Below are 24,882 nucleotides of genomic sequence, written 5' to 3'. Positions count from 1 at the left end.
TTATTTGAGTTTAATACACTGAAAATCAATATCAAAAAAAAAAGTAAAGCTAAGTCTCTGTGCCTGAAGGGGCGAAGCTGTTTATAAAATTTTATTTAAACTTAATAATGCTGAAAGAATTAGAAAATATTAAAATAGCCGTTGTCGGATTGGGATATGTTGGACTTCCATTGGCCGTGGAGTTTGCAAAGAAATTCCCCGTAGTTGGTTATGATATCGATCAAAGACGAATTGATGAATTACAAAAAGGGAAGGATCAAACACTTGAAGTAGAAGATCAGGAATTGAATGAGGTATTATCAGAAAGTTGCTTAGTGCCCAAAGGCTTTTTTCCTACTTCCGAATCATCTTTTTTGGATGATTGTGATGTTTATATTGTAACAGTCCCAACTCCCACTGATCGACATAATCGACCCGTTTTAACCCCCATGCTAAAAGCTTCTGAAAATGTGGCTAAATTTTTAAAGGCTGGGAATGTTGTCATTTATGAATCCACTGTTTATCCTGGAGTCACTGAAGAAGAATGTGTGCCAGTTTTGGAAAAAGAGTCAGGCCTTAAGTTTAATGAAGATTTTTTTGTAGGCTATTCACCAGAAAGAATTAATCCAGGTGATAGGGAGCATACTGTTGCAAAAATTCTAAAAGTCACCTCAGGTAGTAATGAAGAGGTAGCCGAATATGTAGATCAACTTTACAAGACAATCATTACCGCGGGTACACACAAAGCTCCTTCTATCAAAGTTGCTGAAGCAGCCAAGGTGATTGAAAATTCTCAAAGAGATATCAATATTGCTTTTGTTAATGAATTATCCAAAATATTTACTTTGCTTGGCATAGACACACAGGAGGTTCTTGAGGCCGCTGGAACCAAGTGGAATTTCCTTAATTTTAGGCCTGGATTGGTTGGAGGGCATTGTATCGGAGTAGATCCTTTCTATCTTGCACAAAAAGCACAAGAAGTGGGCTACCACCCTGAGATTATTTTGGCAGGTCGCCGGCTTAACGATAGTATGGGCAAACACGTAGCTACCGAGGTAATCAAATTGATGATGAGAAAAGACTTGAAAGTAATAGATTCTAAAGTTTTGATTTTGGGGTTTACATTTAAAGAAGATTGTCCAGATGTTAGAAATACCAAAGTGATTGATATATTCAACGAATTAAGATCTTTTGATATTGATGTCGATATATTTGATCCTTGGGCAAATCCTAGTGAAGTAAAGCATGAATATGATATAGAAATTCTGGCCGATGAGCAAGTTTTAGATTTGAAATGTTACTCTGCCATAATATTAGCTGTTTCCCACAAGATTTTTGCAAACTATGAAATTGAAAAATCCAATAAATTAGTTGTTTATGATGTCAAGGGTTTTTTGAACAAATCAAAAGTTGATGCAAGACTTTAATGTTAGGTTTTGTTAAAAACCTTTCTCACTAAAAATTCTTAATCAGATTCAGTCCATATAGACTAATAAAATTCAAGTAATATTCTATAATAAAAATATGCGGTCGAAAATAAATTTTCTAGTCTTGATAATAATAGTATCACTTGTAACAAACTCTTGTATTTCAAATAAGAGAATTATTTATATGCAGGATTTGGGAAATACAGATCCTTTGATTTCTTCAGACCAAAGGATTCCTTACAAGTTTGATGATTACCTTCTTCAGCCATTTGATATTGTGGAGATTAATATTAAAACGACTAGTCCAGAATTGAATGAATTATTTTCAGTTATTACGGGAGATATTTCTAGTAATATGGGAATGATGGGGGGACAAGGAGGAGGTGATGTCTTTTTCATGAATGGTTATACTTTAGAAGAAAATGGAGTTGTTGAATTGCCTTTAATTGGAGAAATAAAGCTAGTTGGCCTAACAACAAAAGAGGCCAAGGAGATGATTGAAAATGAAGTAAGTAGGTATGTCAATGAAAATGAGTACTTTGTACGGGTAAGATTAGGTGGAATTCGTTTTAGCACATTGGGGGAATTTAATTCACCGGGAAAACATACTGTTTTGCAGAATAGGGTTACAATTTTTGAAGCGATAGCAACTGCAGGTGATATGAATGTAATAGCTAAAAGAAATGAAGTAACTCTCGTGAGACAATATCCCAATGGATCTCAAATCCATAAAATAAATTTAAATGATAAAAATCTCCTTTCTTCGGAATTTTATTTTATTCGTCCAAATGATCTCATTTATGCGGAACCTTTAAAAGTCAGGGAAGTAGGCTCCGGAATGACCTTCATCCAGTCTTTAACATTGGTTACTTCAACCTTGACAGCTTTCGCTTTGATTTTCACATTTCTTAATTAAACTTACTAAAAATTAGTTTATGTCCTTTGATCTAGAAGAAGAGAATATTTCCTCAGAAGAAAGTTCTCTTGATATTAAATCCATCTTAAAAAAAGTTGTTAAAATATGGCCATGGATAATTTTGTCCATTTTGATTTTTTTTGCAATCGGCTTTTATTGGACTAAGACTACTACGCCCCTCTATAGGGTTGAAAGTAAATTTTTCATCAAAGAGAAGGAAAATACTCTAGCGCTTTTTGATAAACCTACCATCATGGATGTAGGTAATGTAGGCCTACAGAACGAAGTTATTATTTTGAAATCTAAGCCCATTGCAGAAGCTGCTCTTAAAAAACTTGATTTTGATGTCGAATATTATAAAAAGGGTAGGTTTGTAGATCAGAGACTTTATAAAACTGCTCCTTTCTTGGTGCAAGTGGATTGGCTATCTCCTCAGATTATAAATGGGTTAATTGCAATTCGCTTTGTTGATGAAGAAAATTATTCTCTTGAATTCGAGGAAGGTTCTTATTCCAAGTATTTGCCAGACGGATCGACAGTTGCTTTACTTAATATTCCAGAAAAAAGTTCTCATCTATTTGATGAATGGATTGAGACGGAGCACTTCCGGTTGAAAATCTCAAAATTGGCATCTCAACTGGATGGTGAATATGTTTTCAGAGTTAAAGATCTTAAATCTCTTGCAAATTTGTATTCTTCAATGTTAGAGGTACAAGAAGTGGAAAGGGGTGCTACAATTATGGAGTTAAGTCTTGTGACTTCCAATGTAGCATTGGGAAGGTCCTACTTGAATACGCTTATGGAAACTTATCTTGGTTTAGAATTGGATGAGAAAAATGAAGTCTATTCAAATACAATTAGATTTATTGACAGCCAAGTTTCTGGTGTGGCTGATTCTTTGAGATTTTTCGAAAGAGAACTCGAAGCATTCAGATCAACAAACAAATTTTTTGATTTAGGCACAGAAAGTGCCGCTATTTTTGAGCAAATGTCAGATATTGAATCTGAGTTGAGACAAGAACGCTTTAAAAGGACTTATTATAATAACCTGAAAGAATACCTGATAAGGGAGAATTACAGAGAATTGGTGGTTCCTTCAGGTCTAGGCATTGATGACCCTATTTTGAATGCATTAATTGAGAACCTGATGTCTTTGCAGGTGGATAAATCAAGAATTTTAGCAACCCAAAAGGAGAATACTCCCGCGGTTAAAGACATCGATAGAAGGATTGCTGATTTAAACTCTTCCATCAGAGAAGTTCTTAATAATGTAGACCAAAATTCTGTACTTCTGATTCAGGAGTTAGAGTCACGAATCGAAGAATTTGAGGATGGATTTAGAAATCTACCTCAGACAGAACAAAGTTTGATAAGAATTGAAAGACAGTTTAAGCTGAACGAAAACCTTTATACATACCTAATGGAAAAAAGGGCGGAAGCTGCAATTACTAAAGCATCAAATACCGCCAACAATAAAATTATTGAACCTGCAGAAGGAGGTTTGCTTTTGAGCCCTAAACCAACCAGAAACTACCTTTTAGCTATCCTTGGTGGCTTGCTGTTCCCAATCATTTTGGTAATAGGCCGGGAAGCATTCAGGACGAGGATTGAGGATGTGAAATTTTTAGAGAAAAAGCTTAGAATACCTATTCTGGCAAATATTCTTTACAATAAGCTTGACAATAATCTGGTTGTTTTAAATAAAAGCAGGTCTGGAATATCTGAAGGCTTCAGAAGTCTTAGAGCTAACCTGAAATTTATTATGCCCAGTGAAAAAATTACCATAATGGTGACTTCCACTATATCTGGTGAAGGTAAAACTTTTTGTGCTATGAATTTGGCTTCTGTGTATTGCCTAACAGGTAAAAAGACAATACTAGTTGGATGTGATATGAGAAAGCCTAAAATATTTGATGACTTTAAAATTGAAAATAAAAAGGGGCTTTCTACCTACTTGAGTGGGCTTGAGAACGATTATAGTAAGGTGGTTTCTGAGACAGAATATGAAAATCTGCACATTATGGTTTCTGGACCTACACCACCAAATCCTGCGGAATTATTATTTAATGAAAAATTTGGTCAACTCATATCTGAGTTAAAAAATGAATATGACGTAATTATTCTTGATACCCCTCCAATTGGTCTAGTAAGCGAAACATTAGATATTCTAAACCATGCAGATGCAACGCTTTTTGTTTTCCGTCAAAATTATAGCAAACGAAATTTTGTAGAGGCATTAAATGGCCTCATTTCTTCCAAAGAAATCAAGAACGTTTATGGCATTTTCAATAGTGTTGATTCCAAAAATGTAACATATGGTTATGGTTATACATATGGTTATGGATATGGCTATTATGACGATGATAAGAAATTTAATAAAAAATAAGTTTTTTGGTAAACTTTCATGTTCTTAAAAATTCATCACTTCATCACAATTCATGGTTAAAAATCTCCTAGTAAATTCTAAATACTTCCTGTTTTTTTATTCCTATTTAGGTTACAGGATCTTTTTGGTGATTTTTCTTAGTTTTCTTGTAGGTCTTTTGGATGGCTTTGGTATAGCATTATTCATTCCCTTGTTTGAAGTTGCCGCTAATGGGGATATTATGCAGGCTAAAAATTCATTGGGTGAATTGGATTTTTTAGTGGAGTTTATGGTTAAATTTGATTTGGATTTGACAATTAACTTTGTTCTTGTTTTTATGACCAGTGTCTTTATTTTTAAAGGTATTTTTAAATTTATTGAGAACTATTATAAAGTTTCACTTCAGGTGTTATTTGTGAAAAAGCTGCGGTATCAGATGATTGAAGGTATAAATGACCTTGAATTTGAAAAATTCCTTAAGCTTGATGCTGGTAAAATTCAAAATACTTTATCAGGAGAAGTTTATAAAATTACCTCTGCCTTCATTGCCTATTTCAATACAATCCAGTTTCTCGTTATGCTGATTGTATATATTGTTTTGGCATTTCTTACGAATTTTAATTTTGCCTTGCTTGTGAGTATAGGGGGCTTTCTTTCTAATTTTATTTATAAATTCCTATTCAAATTAACCGAAAAGGTAAGTGTTGATATAACTGGACTATCACATAAATTTCAAAGTTTTTTAATTCAGGCTGTTCTTTATTTCAAGTATCTAAAAGCCACTGGAACCATTTCAAGTTACAAAAAAAAACTTGCAAATGTGGTAGATAACATTGAAGCTAGTCAAAAGAAAATGGGCATGTACAATGCCATTTTGAACAGTACCAGAGAACCTATTATTATTATCATAGTAGTCTTGGTTATTATTATCCAGCTCTATCTTTTTGATGATCCTTTGGCGACCATTATTTTGAGTTTGATATTTTTTTACAGGGCAATGAATTACATCATGAATGTACAAAGCGCATGGCAGCAGTTTATTTCAAATTATGGTGGAATCCAGGCTGGAAATGAAATTCTGGAAGACTTTAGCAATGGAAAAGAGATCTATGCAAACAAGACTTTGGCTCTTGATAGTTTTGATCTTAAGTTTGAAAATGTTTCATTTTTTTACGATTCACCAAGTGAAAAGGTTCTAAAGGATATTTCCTTAACTATTAAAAATCATTCTACAAATGCATTTGTGGGCCCAAGTGGAGGAGGGAAAACTACAATAGTTAATCTTTTGGTTGGTTTGCTTAATCCTAAGGGTGGGAAAGTTTCTATTAATGGGATTGATAGATCACAGATAGATTTGCGGAAATTTCGGAGCCAAGTAGGTTACATAACCCAAGAACACGTTATTTTTAACGACAGTATTTTCAATAACATAACCTTTTGGGCAGAAGTCAATGAGGAGAACATGTCCCGTGTCATGGAAATTATTGAAATGGTAAATTTAAAAAGTTTTGTGGCGGATTTGCCAGATGGAATCCACACTTTCTTAGGAGATAGTGGTAAAAACTTGAGCGGTGGACAGAAGCAAAGAATTTCTATTGCCCGAGAATTATTTAAAAATGTGAAATTATTAGTGTTCGATGAAGCAACTTCTGCTTTGGACAGCTCTTCTGAGAAGATTATTCAGGAGAATATTGATAGTCTCCGAGGGAAATATACCATTATAATAATCGCGCATAGACTCAGCACTGTAAAAGACGTTGAAAACATATTTTATATTGAAAACGGAGAAATAAAAGGCAGTGGAACCTTTGATGAGATGGTTGCTTCCAATGATGATTTTAAAGCCATGATTAACCTGCAAAAGTTTTGATGAAGGAGATCTGTCTAGTAGCACCTTTAAATCAAAAATACATAGGAGGAAGAGTTGAGGAAGTCAACCTGTGGGCTCAGATTCTTTTGAAAAATGGCTATAAGGTCAGTATATTTTCTTCATTATATGCATCAAATTATTTTGCAGGATGCAAAGAAACCGAAGCAATAGATCTGATTTTTGGAAGCTGGATCAATTTATTCTCCAATTTTAGGTCTTTGTTAAGAAGAGTTTGGTTGTCCCGTTTTTTTGAGAAGAAGAGAAAAGCACTGTTTCAAAGCAATGAATGGGAGAAATTTGCCTTAAATCATGATGCTTTAGTCTTATTTATTCAGGACACTTCAAGGGAAAGAGAAATTTTTAATTCTGCAATTGATCTACCTATTTTTTTGAGGTTTACAGGCTTGGTTCAAAATAACTTGAACATTGAAAAGGACACCTTGCTTTCTCAAATGCAAAGAAATTACATTTTTCATTCAGAGTGTCTTACTGCAAAATTGAACTTGAGACTTCCGAGTTTCTTTCTAGATCAGGCGACGTTATTGGAGAAAAGACTTTTGGAAATTCCGATTACCCGTGGATTACAAAAATTTGGGCTTTTAGGGATGTTTCTGGAAGTCAAAAGGTTTGAAGAAATCATTGGCGTTTTTAAGTATTTTCCTGAAAAGGAATTACACCTATATGGCGAAGGGCATTTGCAGGGAAGTTATGAAGGTATCATTAAGGATTTAGATCTAAAAAATGTCAAAATTCACCCTTACGTTTCAAATGCAAAAATACCTGAGGTGTACAGGGATATTGATTGTTTGATTATAAACTCCAGTGAAGAATCCGGTCCCTTAAATGCAATTGAAGCAATGGCGGCGGGGAAACTATTGCTAACACAAAGGGTAGGTTCCATGCCGGACAGGATACCGGGCTCGCCCTTGTTTTTTAAGGATCACAAGCCCGAAAGTATTCTTGACAAAATGAGGTGGTTGGTTTCCTTGGAAGATGAAAGAATCGTCGAACTAAAAAAAGGGCTGCGAGAAGTATATTTAGATCGTTTTTCTTTACAGGTTTTGGAAAGAAAAATATTACAAATTTTAACCCATTAAATTTATGGTAGTATTAATTACAGGAGGAGCAGGTAACATAGGTAGCTCATTGGCAGATTCTTTGTCCAAGGATGAGAATAACTTTGTTGTCATTGTCGATAATTTGTCTACGGGTTCAATAGAGAAAGTTCCAAAAAGGGAAAACGTTATTTTTATCAAAGCTGATGCAAATGATTTCAGTGATATAAGTGTGATTTTTGGTAGGTTTCAATTTGATTATGTTTTTCATTATGCCGCAGTAGTAGGGGTTCAAAGAACTTTGGATAATCCACTCAAAGTACTCAATGATTGCAAAGGAATAGAAAATGTGCTTAAACTTTGTAAAAACTCCGGAGTAAAAAGAGTTTTCTACAGCAGTTCTTCAGAAGTGTATGGAGAGCCTTTTGAAATTCCTCAAAATGAAAAGACTACCCCCTTGAATTCTAAGTTACCCTATGCAATTGTAAAGAACATAGGGGAAGCCTACTGCAGGTCTTACTATCAGGAATTTGGTTTGGAGTTTACCATTTTTAGATTTTTCAACACCTATGGCCCTAACCAAAGCGAAGACTTTGTAGTGCCCAGATTTCTAAAGAAGGCCCTGAACAATGAACCTATTGAAATTTATGGAGATGGTAGTCAGACCAGGTCTTTCTGTTTTGTAAATGACAATATTCAGACCTGTATCAATTCAATTTCCTCCCATGAAGCCTTGAATGAGGTTATCAACGTGGGAAGTGATTTGGAAATGACAATTCTTGAATTGGCAGATATGATTATCCATGTTTCTGGTTCAAAATCGAAAATTGTTCATCTTCCGCCTTTACCAGCAGGAGATATGACCAGGCGTTGTCCGGACAATTCCAAGATGAAACGGATTTTAAACCGAAACCTGATTCCTTTGGAAGAGGGTTTGAAAATAATGATCAAAGAGTATGAGAATAGGAAACAATCCTGAGAAAGAGAAATCTAAAATTTCTAAAACTTGTCTCCATAGAATTATAGTTCCTGTATATATACCAAACCTAGATATAGGTTATTTTAAAGATGGATTAGAAATACTTAAGATTTGTCTAAAATCTCTCTTTTCTACAACTAATAACTCTGTAAGAATTTCTGTCTTTAATAATGGCTCATGTGAACAAGTAGAAGAGTTCCTTCTTAACCTATACAATCAGGAAGATCGATTTGACCAGATTCTAAATTCTAAAGTAAATATTGGTAAGGTTAATGCAATAAATGCTGTTGTAAAAAGTACTGAAAGTTTGTTGTATACTATAAGTGACGCAGATGTTATGTTTTTGCAGGGTTGGCAACAAAATGTTGAAGAAGTATTCAATAATTTCCCAGAAGCTGGTATGGTTTCTCCAGTTCCTAGCAGTAAAGCCTTTTCTTATTATACAGCATCAACACTTTTCTATGGTTTGTTCAAGGGTAAACTGAGTTTTGAAAAGGTTAGAAACCCAAATGCACTTTGTATGTTTGAGCAAAGTATCGGTTCTTCATTATACAAACCCTGTCATCTTCGTAATTATTTGGTTGTAAATAATAATAGTGGGAAAAAAGCTGTCATGGGATGTGGGCATTTTGTTGCGACTTTAAGGAAAGAGGTCTTTTACTCTAGCCCAAACAAACCTTCCGATACTAAAATATCAGGAGGAAGCGAAGCAACCTATATTGATATTCCAAATGATGTTGGAGGGTTTTTAAGACTAGCCACACTTGAAAACTATGCTTATCATCTTGGTAATGTTTTGGAACCTTGGATGAATGATTTCAATGATGAAGAAGTTAAAAAATCAAATGAATTTTTATCTAATATTTATGTTAAATCAAGGAGGCTAAATAACTTTGAAAGAAGATTAAGTAAATTTTTTTCTAGATTCTTCTTTGGAAAATTTTCATTTCTATTTAAAAAAATTTATAATATACCTAAAGAATACTAATCATGGCTCTAAAAAGAATTTTAATCTCAAATATCGGTTTACCCTGTAAACAAATTGGAAGTTGGACCAACCATTACAATAAGTTTTTAAATGAGCATAATGATTTTTTTGATTTTGTTTTGTCTCCAACTGAATCTGAAAATTCTCAATTTTTATTCTGTAAAAAGAGAAATTGGCCTAAGGGAAGCCGATTTTTTGAAAATATGGCACGCCAGAAGTGGGTTTTTAAAGATTATTTAGAAACATTAAAGAAAATAATCAATAAAACTGATATGTTCAAGTTAGTGGTAATAGATGATATTGTTTTATTAAAAGCAATAGTTGAATCAGGATTATCTAAAAAGGAAAATGTTGAATTAATTTTTGATTTTTGGGGTTTTCGTTTTAAAGCTGAAAAAAGTGTTTTCGATCAAGTTTCTAAAGTTTTTTTTATGGGATACGCCAACTATTTAGCTACTATTGAAGAAAACCATGCTTTTTCTCCAGAAGTAATAATTTTACCTGTTGGAGTTGATAATGATCATTTTTTTACTGTACCTAAAACCATCAAATCGGAACTTAGGAGTAAATATATGATTAGCGAAGGTGACTTGGTTATATCATGGCTTGCTAATGATAGACCCGAAAAAGGCATCGATATCTTTGTTAAAGCAGCTGAAAAAATTCTAGAAGTACAAAATGATATTTCAGTACTTATAATTGGAAGTAAGAAAAAAATTAATACTACGAACCCGAAAATTATTAATGTTGGTCGAGTAGCTCATAGCGATGTTCCAAAATACTTGCAATTGTCTGATGTTCTTTTTCTTACTACCTTAATGAAGGAAGGTGGTCCGCTTGCTTTAGCAGAAGCCTATAAATGTGGAAACTATGTACTAGTTCCTAAAAGAGGAAACATGAAACAATTATATAAGGATCTCGAAGGTGTAGCTTTTGTTGAGTACCCTAATATTGTTTCTGATTGGGTAAATACTTTTTTTAAATTCCAAAATGAAATAAAAAAATATAAACCAGAAGGATCTAAGCTTAAGGATACATTTCCTTATGAGGGATGGAGAGATGGTCTTTTAAATGCTTTGTAAAAAGTCATGAAAGTCTGTTTTTTGATTCCCGATGGTGTTGGGGTAAGGAATTATCTCTATTCCAATGTTCTTTCAAAGCTGGCAGAAGGAGGTCATGAAATCCTTATCTGGCATAACCTAGACCCTGAAATCCTGGGAATCTCCCAGAAAATCCACCAGAAAGAATTCAAGGAAATCTTTTTTCCAACTTTCGAAGAAAACCTTTTTATCAGAGTGATCAGGGAAATGTCCACTTTAATCAAACTAAAATTAGATGCGAAGTCTTTTTCCAATCCTACGATTTTAGACAACTGGGATTCCGGAAAAGATAAAATTGCTAAATCAGTCAGTATACTTGAAAAATTCATTCCTGATTTATTTTTGAATGATCGCTTGAGACAAGCTTTGGATAGGTTTGTCCTTAAGAACACGCATCACACATCGGCTTTTAAGCAATATAGAGAAATACTGGAAAGGGAAAAACCTGATGTTGTTTTTTGCACCCATCAAAGGATTTTGTATGCAGGGATTGCCCTTGAAGCTGCCAAATCCTTGGGAATAAAAACCGTTACATCCATATTTTCCTGGGACAACGTTCCAAAAGCCAGGTTGCCTATGCGTACCGACTATTACTTTGTCTGGTCACATTACATGAAGAAGGAACTCATGGAGTTTTATCCGGAGATTAAAGCCTCCAGCGTGCATGTTACAGGTACACCCCAATTTGGTTTTTACTTCAGAAGGGAATTTCTGAAGTCAAGAGAGAATTTTGCTTCCAAATATGGCCTAGACCCGGATAAACAGTGGATTTGTTTTTCGGGAGATGATAAAAGAACCTCTCCTTATGATGAAGAATACTTGGGAGATGTGGCATCTGCCTTGAAAGATGATACGGGTGTTCAGATTCTTTTTAGACAGGTTCCAGTTGAAGGAACTGAGAGATATGACGCTATTCTAAGTAAGCATTCAAATATCCATCATATTGCACCTCTTTGGAAAAGAGGGAAATCCTGGAATCAATATTATCCAACTTATGAAGATGTACAGCTCCTTGTAAATCTGGTTTTCCATTGTAAAACTGTAGTGAATTTGGGCTCCACTATGGCACTTGATTTTGCCGTAATGGATAAACCTGCACTTTATTTGAATTATGCGGTCGGCCCAAACAAAGAATGGAGTCCAAAGAGAACCTATGAGTTTCATCATTTTCGGTCCATGGAAGGCTTCAATGCTGTGGTTTGGATTCACAACAAAGATGAAATTGAAGAAAAAATCAATTTATGCCTTCGGAATGGGAAGGAAGTTGCAGGGCAGCGACAGGATTGGCTTGACAGGGTAGTTTCACATTATAAAGATGGAGATGCTTCAGAACAGATTTTTGAGAGAATCCAAAGTTTGGGATAAATGCACGTTTGTTTTATTTGTCACGAATTTCCCGGTAGCCCATCTGTTCAGGTAGGAGGAATAGGTTTCTTTTTGAAGACCTTCACGCAATTGCTGGTTCAAAAGGGAATCAAAGTTTCAATCGTTGGAGTTTATCCTGCTGGATCCACCCAGACTGAATTTGTTGATGGCCTGAGAATTGTAAGGGTCGGAAGATCCTCATTCAGGTTTGTGGGATGGTGGGAAAATATGAAGAAATTAAATGAAGCGATTGATGCCATTCACAGGGAGGACCCGATAGATATTCTGGAAGCCCCCGAACTGGATTTGGCTTTTGTCCGAAAGAACAAAGACATCAGCTATGTTATTAGGCTTCATGGAGGACACCACTTTTTTGCAGAAGCAGAGAAAAGAAAAATTAATTTTTGGAAGGGCTATCAGGAAAAAGTTTCCTTTGGCAAAGCAGATGCCTTTATCGCTGTTTCTGACTATGTAAGGCAACACACTTTTAAGTTTTTCGAACTTGGTGACAGGCCTATCAGAAAAATATTTGGCATGATAGACCTCGATAAATTTTCTTTAAAAGAAAAGCAAATAAAGAAAAATAAACTCGAGGTTATTTTTGCAGGGACTGTGTGTGAAAAAAAAGGAGTCAAGCCTTTGATTCACGCAGTCAATGAACTCAAAAATGAATTCCCTGGACTGAAGTTGAAAATTTATGGCAGGGAGTGGTTTTTCTCTGATGGGAAATCATATCAGCAGCACCTTATGGAATATTTTCCAGAATCCTATTTTGAAAATGTATTCTTTATGGGCCCAGTGGCTCATCAGGAGCTTCCACTCATTTTTTCTAAGTCCCATGTATGTGTTTTTCCCTCTTTCATGGAAACTCAGGGTTTGGTTGTTTCTGAAGCCATGGCGACAAAATCTATGGTAGTGTATACCTCTTTGGGGCCTGGTAAAGAGCTTGTAAGCCATGGAGAAAATGGTTTTGTGGCTGATCCAAACAAGGTGGATGAGCTAAAAACAGTATTAGCTCAGGTATTGAATATGGGATTTGATGACAAATTTTGGAAAATCTGTGAAAATGCCCAAACATTTGTGAACCAAGCATTTGATCCCCATACACTACTTAATAGCAATTTGGATTTTTATAGACAAGTAAAAGGGGTAAGGAATGGGTAGATTTTTGGTGCTCACTGACGTGGAGCATGTTTTTCATGATGGGGCCTTTTACGCTTATGGTCCCTATATTAAGGAGATGAATCTATGGTCAAAGTATTATGATTCTGTTTTTGTACTAGCCCCATTAAGTGCAGCAGGTGTTTCCCCAAAACCTATTGATATTAAATTAGAGGGGAATCACATCAAATTTGTTACTATTCCAGCATTGAATTTTAGCAACCCTATAGCTACAGTAAGATCTTTTTTTTCAGCCTTCTATATTTTTTTTATTATAGTGCTTAATTTTTTTAAAGCCGAAGTCATCCATTTTAGGTGCCCTTCCCATACGGCATTTCTAGGGTTATTAGCTTTGATTTTTTTCAGAAATAAAAAAGCAATTGCAAAATATGCCGGAAACTGGGATCCAGCCTCCAATCAGCCATTATCCTATGAAATCCACAGAAAGCTTTTAAATTCTGTATTTTTGTATCCAAGTTTAAAAGTACTCGTATATGGTGAGTTTTCCCATTCTTCAAAAAACATCATTCCTTTTTTTACTGCCAGTTATACCGAATCACAGACTAAATCTGTTGAAAAATCTTCTTTATCAAACTGTATAAAGTTGATATATGTAGGAGCACTTTTTAAGGAAAAAAGGCCGGAAACGATCATAAAGGTAACAAAAAAGCTTCTAAACGAGGGATATCAAGTTCAAGCTGTCTTATGTGGTGATGGGCCAATGAAATCAAAACTGGAAGAGTTGATTGTTAATTTTGAATTGCAAGCAAATATTCAGCTTTTAGGGAATGTTACTTCAGAAGAGGTAATCAGGCAATTTATAAACTCGCATTTTCTGATTTTTATTTCCCAGTCTGAAGGATGGCCAAAAGTTGTTGCTGAAAGCATGTTTTGGGGCTGTGTCCCATTTACTTCGAAGGTAAGCTGTGTGGAGCAGATGGTGGGGGATGCAGGGCAAAGAGGTTTTTTGATTGAAGGTGATGACAGTCAAATTACTGAGCAGATCAAGTTTTTCACTGAACACCAGGAAGAATTTGATAAAATAAGTAAACAAGGGATTATTTGGTCAAGGTATTATACATTGGAACGCTTTGATGCAGCATTAAAAAAACTCAATGAAAGTATTGCAAATAATTGATAGCCTCGATTTCGGAGGAATGGAAAAGCTTGCTGTCAATTTCGCCAATGCATTGTCTAGCAAAGACATCAGCAATATTTTGGTGTCAACCAGAAAATCAGGACCACTTTTAGCCCTTCTCAACAACAAAACAGATTATTATGAATTGGATAAAAAATCCACTTTAGATATTTTAAGTTTTTGGAAATTGTTGAAAATTGTAAAGAACAGTAAACCTGCTGTTATCCATGCACATGCAACTTCCGTATTTTGGGCTATTATGATAAAAAAAATCATCCCTGATATCAAGCTTGTTTACCATGAACATTATGGTGGAATTATTGCGGATTCATCTGCTAGCTCACGCCTGAAGATTTTGCAGCGCTTCAAGTCTAGCTTGTTTGGATGTGTTGTTGTAAATGAGGAGTTGAAACAATATTTTGAGGGTGTTTTTGAAAAGAGAGTAAAAGTTGTTTACCTAGAAAACTTTGTAGCCGAAACTAATTATGAGAAAAATATATGCCCGGTTAACAGGTTTCTTTGTGTGGCCAATTTCAAGAAGCCCAAAAACCATTTTGACCTGATCAAGGGCCTTGCCATTGTCAGGCAGAAAGGAGTGGATGCCAACTTGACAATGATAGGAAGAGTTGATGATCAGGCCTATTTTGAGCAGCTCAAAGCATTGATTTTAGAGTTGGATTTAATGGATTTTATTGTAATAGAAGCTCCCCGGATTGACCTTTTGCCTTATTATATAAATACGGATGTAGGCATTTTGATTTCTGATGCCGAAGGTCTGCCCATGTCTGTTTTGGAATTTGGAATTCATAAAATCCCTGTCATCGTTAGCAGTGTAGGTCAATGTGTCCAATTACTGGAGGGTGGAGAAAATGGCTCTTTGGTCAAAGTGAATGATCCTAAGGATATATCCGAAAAAATGTTGGATGTCTGTATGAATCCGGACGCGAGAGAAAAGCGTGTGAAAAATTTCTATAAGAAAGTTATTAGCAAGCATAGCGAGAAATCATTTTTAAGCGCTTATTTTAAATTTTTGAATTAAAAAATCCCGTGAATTTATTAAACCCTAATTCTATGCTCTTGCCAAGATACTCAAGCCACTGGCTTGTGATTCATGTGGTATTGGGCCTCTTGTGCGTGTTGTCTTCCATCCCAGTTATTCTCTGGCTGTACATCTATTTTATGTTACAGTTTTTTCAGTTTTTCAAGATAAACCAACGATTCAGAGGTTTCTTGATTGCTGAGGTAATGATATATACTACTTCCTTGGAACTGATTTCCAGAATGGCACATGCCGACCCATTTATTCCTTATGAGTTGGGAAAGTATATCATGTTTTTACTGTGTGTAGTTGGAATAGTCTTGAATTTCAATCAAATATCTAGAGGTAAGATTGGCTTATTGCTGTTGATACTTTTACTTCCCTCCTTTTTTATAGACCAAAGTGGAATGGTGAGCTTCGGCGACTTGAGATTTAATATATTGGGAATGATTAACCTTGCACTTGGTATTATATTCCTTTCCACAATAAGGGTTTCTCTAATTAGGTTTGTTAGATGGTTTAAATTACTAGTTTATCCTTGTATTTCTGTATTAGCATTTACAATAATTAAAAACCCAGATCTCAGAGAAACAGAATTTGATTTGGGAGCAAATTTCTTGACAGCGGGAGGCTTTGGATCAAATCAAGTTGCAACAGTGTTAGGTATTGGAGCCTTTATCTTTTCAGTTTCCTTGATTTTGGATTTTAGAATAACCAAAAATCGGGCTCTTGATATTCTTTTTTTAGCATTATTTGTAATTCAGGGCTTGTTGACTTTCAGTAGGGGAGGAATGATAGGTGCTTTTTTGGCAGTTTTTGTGTTTCTGTTTTATATACAAAAGCTAAAAGCAAAAGACAGAGTGAACTTAAAGATTCCGAATATTAAAAGATTTGTGCTGCCTGTCATATTATTCTTGACAGTTTTCTTTTTTGTGGCAAATTATATTACAAGTGGCATGTTACTTTTAAGGTACAAAGGAGAAACTAAAGGCACTTTAAGCGGCCAAGAAAAAACATTAAATAAGCTTACAACCAATAGGTCTGACATGTTTTTAGAGGATCTGGATGTTTGGATGGAATATCCAATTTTAGGAGCAGGAGCCTCAGCCTCTGTTTACCTGAGGGATCAGTTTAAAGGGATTGCGCCGCACGTTGAACTCTCAAGGCTACTAGCTGACCATGGAATGATAGGACTGCTGATTTTTCTGATCATTCTTATTTTTGCCATTGTCCGGGTAAACAGGGCAAGGGAAAAAATCAGCAAATCCATCATTGCCTCCTTTTTGGTGTTGTCCTTATTTACCTCTTTCCATTCCGCCACTAGGACATTTACAACACCGCTTTTTTTTGCTTTAGGTTCTGTATCAATAGTTTCTAGTCAGAAAAAACCGAAATCCCGGGTTGTAAACCGGCCTCTGAGAAAAAATGAACTTCAAAAAGTTAGTCTATAAGCTTGGGCAGGCTTGGAGAAATCCTAGCTTGGCAGGTCACCTCCGAAGTTTGAAAGCCTCGCAAGAATGGAGCAGGAAAGACCTGCTTAAGTTGCAGGAAGAAAAGCTCCGGTCCCTTTTAAGCTTTGCATTTAAGCATTCTCCTTATTATAGGGAGTTGCTTCAAAATGCAGGTTATGATAATTTGCATGAATTTAAAGTTAAGGATCTTCAATATATTCCGATTACTTTTAAACATCATCTGATCGATCAGAATAGCAAGGTCCAGGTTGAACGAAGTTTATTTAAAAAAACATTTTTATGCGAGACTTCCGGCTCATCAGGTCAGATTCTCACCTTCTATCGAGATGAAAATTGGGACTCCTTTAACCGGGCAGTTCAGTTGAGAAGCTATTCATGGCATGATGTGCAGCCCTGGGAGCCGAATTTATATTTTTGGGGGTATAACAAAAGCGCCTTAAAAAAGCGAAAGATCAGGTTCTTAGATACCCTTGTTAATAGGAAAAGGATTTTTGATTATGATGAGTTAGTCCGTGAAAAAATTTATGGAAAGCTTGATAAATTTAGTTTTATTGAAGGATACAGCTCCATGCTTTATGAATTTGCTCTCTTGCTTGAAAAGCAAGGGGAGACTTACACCCATCTTAAAATGGTCAAAGGTACATCTGAAATGATCTACCCCCACTATCAAGAGGTTGCCAACAAAGTATTTGGCAAAAAAATTATCAGCGAATACGGCGCAGCTGAAAGTGGACTGATCGCATTTGAATGCCCGCATGGTAACATGCATATAAACATGGAAGGTGTCATTTTGGAGAGTGATCCAAATGAAGGCATATTGGTCACCAATCTTAGCTCTTATTCATTTCCAGTGATCCGTTATAGTTTAGGAGATTTTGTAAAGTTGAAAAGTGAGGATTTTGAGTGTCCTTGTGGAATGAAGCATCCTATTGTCGAAGAAATATCAGGGAGGATAGGACATAATTTATTAAGTGAGAAAAAGCGGTATCCCAGTTTTATTCTGTACTATGTGTTTAAGAATTTATTTTTCAATGAAGGTTTGAAAATTGACTACCAAGCTCACCAATATAAAATCGGAGAAATGGAGATCTGGTTCAAAAAGCCTTTGGAACCCAAAGTTGAAGAGCTGATAACAAATGAGTTTGCCAAATACTGTCCAGATATTAAATTGAGGTTAGTTATAAATGATAATTTTAGATCGGTGAGAGGGAAACTTAAGGATTTTATAAACCATCTCAATGAGGAGCAGCATGAACAAGAAGTCAGTTAAGGTGCTGTTTCTTGGAGAGACCTTCAGGGCAGATGCCCAAACCTGGCTGAAGGGTATCAGCGCATACCTAGACTGCCAGATTGAAACCCTTGAGATTCCTGCAGCCAAAAGTAAATTTGGACGCCTTTTCAATTCAATAAGATTTTCTTATGAATTACTAGAGAAAAGGAGGACAGTTTTTGATTTGGTGTTGGCAGAAAGATCAACAAGCTATGGATTTTTCTCTTTGTTTACCAAAAGAAAAGTATTGGTGGTGGCCCAGCAGGGAATAACAGATGTGTACCCTGAAACATTTTTATCCAAGCTTATAAAAGGTGCTTTAAAAAGAAAGGTGTATCAAAAGGCGGATTTAATCCATGCTTGGGGCCATGTCATGGTGCCTGCTATGTTGAAGCATAAAGCAATCCCTTCGAAGATCATGATCTTACCCAAAGGAATAGATTTGGAAAATTTCACGTTTTCAACATCTGGAAAAACCCAAAATGAAGAACATATTGCCATAGTAACCAGGTCGTTTAAGAGCTACTATAATCATAAGGTCATTATTAAGTCCATCGCTCTTCTAAAAGAACGAGGGATAAAGATCAAGTTTATTTTTGTTGGTGGAGGTGAGTTGCTTGAGTCAAGCAAGGAGTTGGCTCATAAATTGGGCGTATCCTCGTATATTGATTTTTTAGGTGTTGTCAAAAACGAGGAATTGCCGCTTTGGCTTTCAAAAGCTAATATTTACGTTTCTATCCCACAGACAGAAGGGGTGTCTGCTTCGCTGTTTGAAGCGATGGCTTCAGGTTGTTTTCCCATTGTTTCGGATTTGCCTGGAACACGGGCTTTTATAAGTAATGGGAGAAATGGTCTGTTGGTCCCCCCGGATTCAGCTGAAAGCCTGGCTAATGCCTTGATTTATTACATGGAAAATACTGTTGATTTTGATAAGGCTTTGGTAGATAACAGGACTTTTATAGAAAAAAATGTCAGTCAGCACAAAAATTTTAAAATAATTTCTCAGAAGTACATCTCATTGGTAAATAGTAAGTAGCATGTGTGGAATAGTAGGTTACATCAATAAAGACAAGAAAGCTGCAGAAAGTCAAAATATCAGGAGAATGACTGATGTGATGATTCACAGAGGTCCCGACAGTGGGGATATTTATCTCAATGAGAATTTAGCCTTGGGACACCGGAGGCTTTCCATCCTGGACCTTTCTGCTGGAGGCAACCAGCCTTTTATTTCGGAATGCAACCAATATGTACTGGTATTCAACGGTGAAATCTTTAATTTCAAAGAGTTTTACCCCCAGCTGGAGGGAGGAGGGATCCGTTTTAAAACCAGTTCTGATACTGAGGTGCTGATGCACTTGCTGATCAGAGAAGGTGAAAGTGTACTCTCAAAGTTGAATGGTTTTTTTGCCTTTGCATTTTTTAATAAAAAGAAAGGTGAGATTTTGATTGGCCGTGACAGGTTTGGGGTAAAGCCTCTCTTTATTTACAATGATGAAGAAAAGTTTGTCTTTGCCAGTGAGCCAAAAGCGATCTTTGAATATCCTGTCAAAAAAGGCATCAATGATGAGGTCCTCAGTGAGCTTTTTTTCTATCGATATGTTGTAGGCGAAAACACGGTCTTTTCAGGAATAAAAAGACTTTTGCCAGGCCATACCCTTGTTTTAGACCTTGACGGGGAAGTAAAATCCAGAAGAAGGTGGTTTCATTTGGGAGAAGAGGCTCAAAAGCACCCTACAATAAATCATCCTAATGAGTGGTACGAGAGTACTTTTCACCAAAGTATTCAATATAGAATGATTTCTGATGTTGCAGTCGGGACTTTGCTTTCAGGGGGGCTTGATTCTTCCAGTGTGCTTTTCAGCCAATACCATCAGGGATTTAAAGGAATCTCATCCTGGAATATCGGTTTCAGCAACTATGAATTCGATGAAAAGAACCAAGCCAGAGCACTTTCAAAAGAATATGGATTTGATTTCAATACTTTTGAATTCGTCTCTTCGGAATTAATGGACCTGACAAAGTCAGCAATTTATTTCAGTGACGAGCCATTAACTCATTTACAGGATGGCCATTTGTTGGGGTTGGCCCAAAAAGCCAAGGAAAAGGTTACTGTACTTTTAAGCGGAGAAGGAGCTGATGAGGTTTTTGGAGGTTATGTCCGGTATAAAGTTCATGACAACCGACTACGGTACAACTTGTTGAAGTACATCAAATACATGCCAAGTGGATTGAGCAAAAATCCCAGGATTGAAAAGCTTAAAAAGTATTTGGGCGTTGAAAATGAAGATTTCCAATTAATGACCAATGCAAATGAAATATTTCTCAAAGACCTGGAATCACTGGGTATTGTATTTTCCAATATTCTCCCTGAATACAGGGTGAAGACATTGGAGGAGGCAAAAAAATATTTTCCAAACAATAGATTGAGGCAGTTGCTTTACCTAGAGCAGCATACCCATTTGCAGACCCTAAATGACAGAAATGACAGAACTTCCATGGGTGCTTCTATAGAATGCAGGGATCCTTTCCTGGACCCAAACCTTGTGGTCGGGGCCTGTTCTCTTCCCGATTCTGCTTTTTCAACCAAGGGAAAGGGTAAAAAGCTGATCTTTGATACCATTGGCCAAAAGCTTCCAGAGTATATCACCAATCATCCAAAAATTGGGCTTTCAGTACCCTGGTACAAGTATTTTATTGAGAATGAAGAATTCAGAACTTCACTTGAAGAGCTTCCCGATTCTCCTTTATTCAAAATTGGTTTGTTCGAAGCATTGGATATCCATAAACTCGTTTCAGATTTTAAAAAGAATCCACAAGAAAACTATGGCCTTGTGAGACAGCTTTTCTTCTACTCTTTGTGGTATGATGTGCAGTTTAAAAATTCATTGGTAACAGCCTAAAATGAAAATACTTTTTTTCTACCAGTATTTTACCACACCCGAAGGAAGTTGGAGCACTAGGGTATATGAACTGACCAGAAGATGGGTTGACCAAGGAGTCGAAGTGACTGTGGTCACCTCTCCTTATGAAAAGTCTGATATCCGGGCATCAGGTTTTATCAGCAAGCAAAAAATTGATGGGATCAATCTCATTGTTATTGATTTGGCAGATTCCAATAGGGATTCTTTTTTCAAAAGGGTATTGAATGCTGTCACCTTCTCCCTTGTTGCTGTTTATTACAGCCTAAGACTCAATTATGACATCGTTGTCTGTAGTTCGGGGCCAATAACCATAGGTATTCCAGGACTCGTGGCAAAATGGTTTAGAAGAAAGCCTTTTTTAATGGAAATCAGAGATTTGTGGCCAGCAGGAGCCATTGAGATGGGACTTCTCAAATCAGAGGTTCTCAAGCGCATAGCTCTTAAATTTGAGAGTGCTCTTTACAGAAATGCTGATTTCATTGTTTCTGCCTCCCCAGGTCAAAGGGATTTTTTGATTGCAAAAGATGATTCCCTCAAAAGTAAAACAGGTGTGATACCGAATGCTTCTGATAACTATCTATTTTCTGGAGATGTAGAATTGAAAAAGGAAGAACGGTTAAAAATCGAACAGAAATACCTGTTTACGCATATAGGTTCTCTTGGTTTTATTCATTATCCACATTTTTTATTAGATGTGGCATCCGAGCTACTTAAAACTGAAGAAGGAAGTCAGATTGCGATTGTATTTATAGGAGAGGGAGCTTTGCGTAGCGAGCTTGAAAACAGAAAGGAGAAAGAAGAATTGTCAAACGTATATTTTTTAGGGATTAAGCCAAAGCTTGATTTACCTGCTTGGGTACAGGCCTCAATAAGTACCTTGTTTACAACTTTAGATAATCCCGTGCAGGATACCTGCAGTCCGAATAAAATTTTTGATTCATTTGCCGCTGGAGTACCGATTATCCAAACAACAAGAGGTTGGATAAAAGACTTGATAGACACAAATGGCTGTGGAATCAATGTGGAACCAGGTAATGCCCAAGAATTTGCAAAGAAAATGATTTATTTGGCCAATCAGCCAGTAGATAGGGAGATGATCTCAAGAAATGCCTTTAAGGTTTCCCAGGAGTATTTTGATAGGGATAAACTGGCAGTGCAATATTTAGGGTATCTTTCAAATATTCTGGGAAAATGAAAGTCTTACTTTCAGGAGGTACAGGATTCTTCGGAGGATTTATTCATAGGGCATTTCAGGATGCAGGCCACCAGATCCAAACCATTGGAAGGTCGAAGATCAATGATATTTCTTGTGATCTCAGCCTAGAAAGCCCAGAACTTCCTGCATATGATTTAATCATCCATGCAGCAGGAAAAGCTCATATGATTCCCAAGATGGCAGATGAAGAACAGGAGTTTTCAGATGTTAATTTCCAGGGTACTGTGAATTTGGTCAAGGGATTGGTGCATAGACCAAAAACTTTTATTTTCATCAGCACAGTAGCTGTTTATGGGCTTGATACCGGATTGGAAATAGATGAATCAAGCCCATTGAATGGGGATAGTCCCTATGCTAAAAGTAAAATAGCGGCTGAGAAATTTCTTCAGTGTTGGGCAAAGGAAAATAATATTGATCTTTACATTTTTCGGCTGCCTTTGATTTTCGGTGAAGATGCTCCAGGGAATCTGGGTAAAATGGAAAATGCGATAAAGAAAGGATATTATATACGGATAGGTAATTCAGATGCTGAAAAGTCTGTTGTTTCGGCGCAAGATGCAGCAGTTTTTTTCACCAATTTAAAAGGTATACCGGGAGTATATAATTTAGTTTCTAAGCCCAACCCCAAATTATCAGAAATAGAAGAATACTATGCGAAAAAATACTCAAAGAAAATTTTTTCTATTCCACTTGGCTTTTTTTCTATTTTAGCAAAATTAGGTGATCTGTTTCCAATGTTTCCCCTCAATACATATAGCCTGGATAAGCTTACAAAAAGCCTTACTTTCAGCAGTAAAAAGGCGAACTCTGACCTGAATTGGAATACGGATGGATCAAATTTTCTTAATAACGTAAATTGAATATCGAATAATAACCTACATTATGAATTTTAAAACATTTCAAAATTTATCTTCTGATTTTCATAAAAAGTACTATCGTTGGCATACCAGTGGGCAATACGAAGGGGCAGAGGAGAGTAATCTGAAGTTTGAAGAGTTGATTTCCAACCCTCCATTCAGAGAGTCAAATGAATACTATTCCGAAGAGCTGGATATGATTGATCAGTTTTTTGTAAACCTTAAAGATGCCTCTGTTCTGGAACTTGGCTGTGGGGATGGCAACCTGACCTGGAAATTGGCAAATAAATGTAAGTACTTGGAGTCTTGGGACATTGATAATGGTGGTGTTGAATTGACCAAGCAAAGGCTTGATGAGTTGGGTATTAAAAACGTCAATATTCTAAATAAGAATGTTTTTGAAATTGATCCTGAGAAGGTTTCAAAGCAATTTGATGTAGTATTGTTTATTCAAGTGCTGGAACATATTCCTTCATGGGATCAGGAAGAATGTTTTAAAAAGGTCTTTTCACTTGTAAATAGTGACGGTGGTTGCCTTTTCATTAGTACTCCAAACAGGTGGACCTTAAAGGATTCCCATGATACCGGCAAATACCTGATTCACTGGTTGCCGAGATTTATTAAAGTACCGATTGCTAAAGTCTTTGGTTTTGGACTGAAAATTCATGACCCTTCATGGCCTTATCCTCCTGTTCTCCATGACTATGTTTCTTTCAGTTGGCTTAAAAGAAAAGCCAAAAAATTTCATAAAGGTAAAATTAGAACATCAAGGATGGAATATTTTCCGGATATGGATGTATGGTATAATATTAAAACCAATAAAAAGGGGAACAGGAGTAAGCTTACCTACAACCTTTTAAAGAAAGTTGGAAAGCTTGTGAACCTAAATTATTACTTTGGATCTAAAGTCATTATCCAAAAGCAACAAAAAGCCGGATAAGGACAGCAATACACGTATCAGGGTGATAAATAAATAAAAGTTATCTTAGATTTTACTTTAGGGTAAAAAGTGCACCTGTTTTCGCGCAGATTAGGGCTTTGTTTTGCGAACATCAGTAGAGAAGAATAGAGAGAATCAGTTCAATGATGAAGTTTATATGAATCAGATAAAGTTATTAGGGGTTTCCCAAGATTCTGTTGCCTTGATTTTTGATGCCTTAGAGCATTTGTATCAGATAGAATATTTTAATCTTTATACGAATATTGCTGTAGATTTTAAACCGTTTTTACCTGTCAAGAAGGTAGATTATGCTATTCTAGATCATGCTGAATTAAATAATGTTCAAACGGATAAATATTTTTTTGGAACAGCAGGAGGGAGGACGAAGAGATTGGTTTTCGAGTTCTTCCAAGAGAATTATGGGGTGAGTAGGGAACAATTTGTTCAGTTGGTCATGCCTAATTCATACGTTTCCGCTGCTTCGTTACTTGAAAATGCAACTTTTGTGGAGCCCGGCGTAACTGTTGGACCCCAATCAAAAATCCGTTTTGGAACATATCTGAAAAGGGGGGTGACTGTAGGTCATCACAATGATATTGGAGAATTTTGCGATATCAATCCAGGAGTGGTGTTGTCGGGTAAGATAAAAATTGGAGATGATTGTATCATAGGTTCTGGCACTGTGGTTCGGGACAATATTGAAATTGGAGAAAACTCCATTATAGGAGTTGGAAGCGTTGTGACAAAGGATATACCAACAAATTCTGTTGCATTTGGTAATCCATGCAAGGTTGTGAAAGAAAACAAACTTTAAATTTGAGTAT

General features: G+C 36.1%; 20 protein-coding genes. All 20 read left to right on the top strand.

Annotated features, from left to right (window positions below):
* The first annotated feature begins 107 nt into the window (after positions 1–107).
* The 20 genes from BM043_RS17385 (at position 108) to BM043_RS17290 (ending at position 24,872) form a co-directional block, all read left to right on the top strand.
* A complete protein-coding gene (locus BM043_RS17385) occupies positions 108–1,406 on the top strand; it encodes a nucleotide sugar dehydrogenase (RefSeq protein ID WP_092793993.1) in 1,299 nt (432 codons plus the stop codon).
* 184 nt (positions 1,407–1,590) lie between these two features.
* The gene (locus BM043_RS17380) at positions 1,591–2,322 is read left to right on the top strand and encodes a polysaccharide biosynthesis/export family protein (protein ID WP_092793992.1); all 732 of its coding nucleotides are present in this window, start codon (positions 1,591–1,593) and stop codon (positions 2,320–2,322) included.
* A 19-nt stretch (positions 2,323–2,341) separates the two neighbouring features.
* On the top strand, positions 2,342–4,708 hold the full coding sequence (locus BM043_RS17375; RefSeq protein WP_092793990.1) for a GumC family protein: 2,367 nt from the start codon (positions 2,342–2,344) through the stop codon (positions 4,706–4,708).
* A gap of 52 nt (positions 4,709–4,760) precedes the next feature.
* A complete protein-coding gene (locus tag BM043_RS17370; protein WP_092793989.1) occupies positions 4,761–6,557 on the top strand; it encodes an ABC transporter ATP-binding protein in 1,797 nt (598 codons plus the stop codon).
* Complete coding sequence (locus tag BM043_RS17365) at positions 6,557–7,654, top strand: glycosyltransferase family 4 protein (RefSeq protein ID WP_092793987.1); 1,098 nt, start codon at positions 6,557–6,559, stop codon at positions 7,652–7,654. Before BM043_RS17370 ends, BM043_RS17365 begins: the two co-directional genes overlap by 1 nt.
* 4 nt (positions 7,655–7,658) lie before the next feature.
* Positions 7,659–8,591 (top strand): NAD-dependent epimerase/dehydratase family protein, encoded by a 933-nt coding sequence (locus tag BM043_RS17360; RefSeq protein WP_092793986.1) that lies wholly within the window; start codon positions 7,659–7,661, stop codon positions 8,589–8,591.
* Complete coding sequence (locus tag BM043_RS17355) at positions 8,569–9,579, top strand: glycosyltransferase family A protein (protein ID WP_092793984.1); 1,011 nt, start codon at positions 8,569–8,571, stop codon at positions 9,577–9,579. Before BM043_RS17360 ends, BM043_RS17355 begins: the two co-directional genes overlap by 23 nt.
* Positions 9,580–9,581: 2 nt before the next feature.
* Positions 9,582–10,661, top strand: a complete 1,080-nt coding sequence (locus tag BM043_RS17350; protein ID WP_092793982.1) for a glycosyltransferase family 4 protein — start codon at positions 9,582–9,584, stop codon at positions 10,659–10,661.
* Between the two features lie 6 nt (positions 10,662–10,667).
* A complete protein-coding gene (locus tag BM043_RS17345) occupies positions 10,668–12,044 on the top strand; it encodes a CDP-glycerol glycerophosphotransferase family protein (protein ID WP_092793980.1) in 1,377 nt (458 codons plus the stop codon).
* On the top strand, positions 12,045–13,208 hold the full coding sequence (locus BM043_RS17340) for a glycosyltransferase family 4 protein (RefSeq protein WP_092793978.1): 1,164 nt from the start codon (positions 12,045–12,047) through the stop codon (positions 13,206–13,208).
* Complete coding sequence (locus BM043_RS17335) at positions 13,201–14,343, top strand: glycosyltransferase (protein WP_092793976.1); 1,143 nt, start codon at positions 13,201–13,203, stop codon at positions 14,341–14,343. The genes BM043_RS17340 and BM043_RS17335 overlap by 8 nt, the downstream gene beginning before the upstream one ends.
* A complete protein-coding gene (locus BM043_RS17330; RefSeq protein WP_092793974.1) occupies positions 14,321–15,382 on the top strand; it encodes a glycosyltransferase in 1,062 nt (353 codons plus the stop codon). Before BM043_RS17335 ends, BM043_RS17330 begins: the two co-directional genes overlap by 23 nt.
* Before the next feature lie 242 nt (positions 15,383–15,624).
* Complete coding sequence (locus BM043_RS17325) at positions 15,625–16,833, top strand: O-antigen ligase family protein (protein WP_218144163.1); 1,209 nt, start codon at positions 15,625–15,627, stop codon at positions 16,831–16,833.
* Between the two features lie 157 nt (positions 16,834–16,990).
* Positions 16,991–18,124, top strand: coding sequence for a phenylacetate--CoA ligase family protein (locus BM043_RS17320; protein ID WP_143189570.1), 1,134 nt, complete (start codon positions 16,991–16,993; stop codon positions 18,122–18,124).
* Positions 18,125–18,377: 253 nt separating this feature from the next.
* The gene (locus BM043_RS17315; RefSeq protein ID WP_177188511.1) at positions 18,378–19,160 is read left to right on the top strand and encodes a glycosyltransferase; all 783 of its coding nucleotides are present in this window, start codon (positions 18,378–18,380) and stop codon (positions 19,158–19,160) included.
* Between the two features lies 1 nt (position 19,161).
* A complete protein-coding gene (gene asnB, locus BM043_RS17310) occupies positions 19,162–21,024 on the top strand; it encodes an asparagine synthase (glutamine-hydrolyzing) (protein ID WP_092793967.1) in 1,863 nt (620 codons plus the stop codon).
* Between the two features lies 1 nt (position 21,025).
* Positions 21,026–22,240, top strand: a complete 1,215-nt coding sequence (locus tag BM043_RS17305; protein WP_092793966.1) for a glycosyltransferase family 4 protein — start codon at positions 21,026–21,028, stop codon at positions 22,238–22,240.
* The gene (locus tag BM043_RS17300; protein ID WP_092793964.1) at positions 22,237–23,121 is read left to right on the top strand and encodes an NAD-dependent epimerase/dehydratase family protein; all 885 of its coding nucleotides are present in this window, start codon (positions 22,237–22,239) and stop codon (positions 23,119–23,121) included. The genes BM043_RS17305 and BM043_RS17300 overlap by 4 nt, the downstream gene beginning before the upstream one ends.
* A 22-nt stretch (positions 23,122–23,143) precedes the next feature.
* On the top strand, positions 23,144–24,058 hold the full coding sequence (locus BM043_RS17295) for a class I SAM-dependent methyltransferase (protein ID WP_092793962.1): 915 nt from the start codon (positions 23,144–23,146) through the stop codon (positions 24,056–24,058).
* A 103-nt stretch (positions 24,059–24,161) separates the two neighbouring features.
* The gene (locus BM043_RS17290; protein WP_092793960.1) at positions 24,162–24,872 is read left to right on the top strand and encodes a DapH/DapD/GlmU-related protein; all 711 of its coding nucleotides are present in this window, start codon (positions 24,162–24,164) and stop codon (positions 24,870–24,872) included.
* The last annotated feature ends 10 nt before the right edge of the window (positions 24,873–24,882 follow it).

This window comes from Algoriphagus hitonicola (assembly GCF_900113375.1).
Lineage (GTDB): Bacteria > Bacteroidota > Bacteroidia > Cytophagales > Cyclobacteriaceae > Algoriphagus > Algoriphagus hitonicola.
The sequence above is the reverse complement of the archived record's forward strand: the minus strand, read 5'-3'. Positions and strand labels throughout refer to the sequence as shown.